General features: G+C 39.0%; 1 protein-coding gene. It reads right to left on the reverse strand.

All coding sequences use genetic code 11. The annotated features are described in order from the left end of the window. On the reverse strand, window positions 1-1,478 hold a 1,478-nt coding region (locus ACFIK4_RS05530), incomplete at both ends, for a DUF6990 domain-containing protein (RefSeq protein WP_375675365.1).

A 1,478-nucleotide genomic window follows, 5' to 3' on the forward strand; every position in this document is an offset into this window, starting at 1 on the left:
CTCACTTGCTTCACCTTTGCTACTTCTTTGGCTAAAGCTAATGCACGTTCAAGGTGGTTTTTGTTGGTGCTCTCGTCAAAGCCTAGGTGATCACCTGCCGTAAAGCTTTTCTGATAAGATTGTAAGGTCTCAACATCACCCAATAAAGCAAGAGCGCCAAAATGAAGTAAAGCATAATCCGTATCGTTTGCTTTAGATGTTGCATCCCGTTGCCAAGGAACAGTGCCATAATCAGAGCGTAGCCTTTTAAAAAGGTCAATCTCTTTGACTGACCATTCTAGCGCATCATCAAGCGCCTGTGTTAAACGATCCGTAGTGACTTCTGGTTCAAAGATTTCTAATCCCTTGGCTTCAAAATTAAGCTGTATATCTGGAATATCTTCCGTGTGGGTAGGATCAATGAATTTACAAGCAGCGGAAAGAATACCGGTACTAATCATAAAGGCGCTATCAAATTGCGGGCAATCTTTGGCAACTTCGTCGTTATAAAGAATATCTACTTCACGATCAGCCAATTGATAGCTTGCCATATGGTCATTCTCATTGATTTTCTCGGTTAACCAGCCTAAGCTTTTTAAAAGTGCATGAGCACTTTCCATGGTAAGATGATCATCAGTGTCATCCGCTTCCTCTGTCGCCTCAACAGCAATAGTTTTGGAAGCAACAGATGCTGTTTGCGGATCCAAGCTTAAAATCGGAGCATTTTTAGGAAAACCTGCTCGATGACACCGTGCAAGCGTAAGAGCATTGTCGATTATGTACTTCGTGACACCCTTCACAAAACCTAAAGAATTTCCCTTTCTAAAATTCTCCTTGTAAGATTTGAGCTTTTCAACATCCCCAATAAGAATAAGCGCAATAAAATGGTGCATTATAAGATCATATTCACTGTTTGTTGGCAAAGCTGCATAATCATAAATGATTTGATTAATATTTTGCCGATCAGCCCATTCAAGAATATCCGCACTGATCTGTTTCACCTTGTCTTCAGCCAATTCAGTACTAGAAACTGTATAAACTTCTTCTACTTCTTCTTTGAGGGCTATATATTGAGGCATATTATAGAAAATCTCTTTATGAGCAGAAGAAAAGCCAAGTGTTGAAAGGGAAGCCTTAAATGCAACAATCGGCTCTTCTTCATCACTTTGAAGGTTATACATTATATTGATGATACGGTCTTTACTTATAAAATAAGCATTGCGATTGTAGTCTTTATCACGATAAACTGTCCACCCCATTTCTTTTAATTGCTCTGCAACTTTATTGAAAGTAATCAAAACTTGTGGACTAAGATGTGCTTCTGCTGCCTCTCGCTCATTAAGGATTTTCAGATGTTTTTCAGCAAATTTAACGGCATGGTTAACATACCCCTCCAGTTCTTTATCAAGATTTTGCAAATGGTCAGGTAGCTTACCCTCTGCGATAGAATCTTGATAGGATTTTAGGACATCAATTTGACCTTTCAATGCTAAACAAGC

Source organism: Bartonella sp. AP9QHHD (genome assembly GCF_042195625.1).
Lineage (GTDB): Bacteria > Pseudomonadota > Alphaproteobacteria > Rhizobiales > Rhizobiaceae > Bartonella.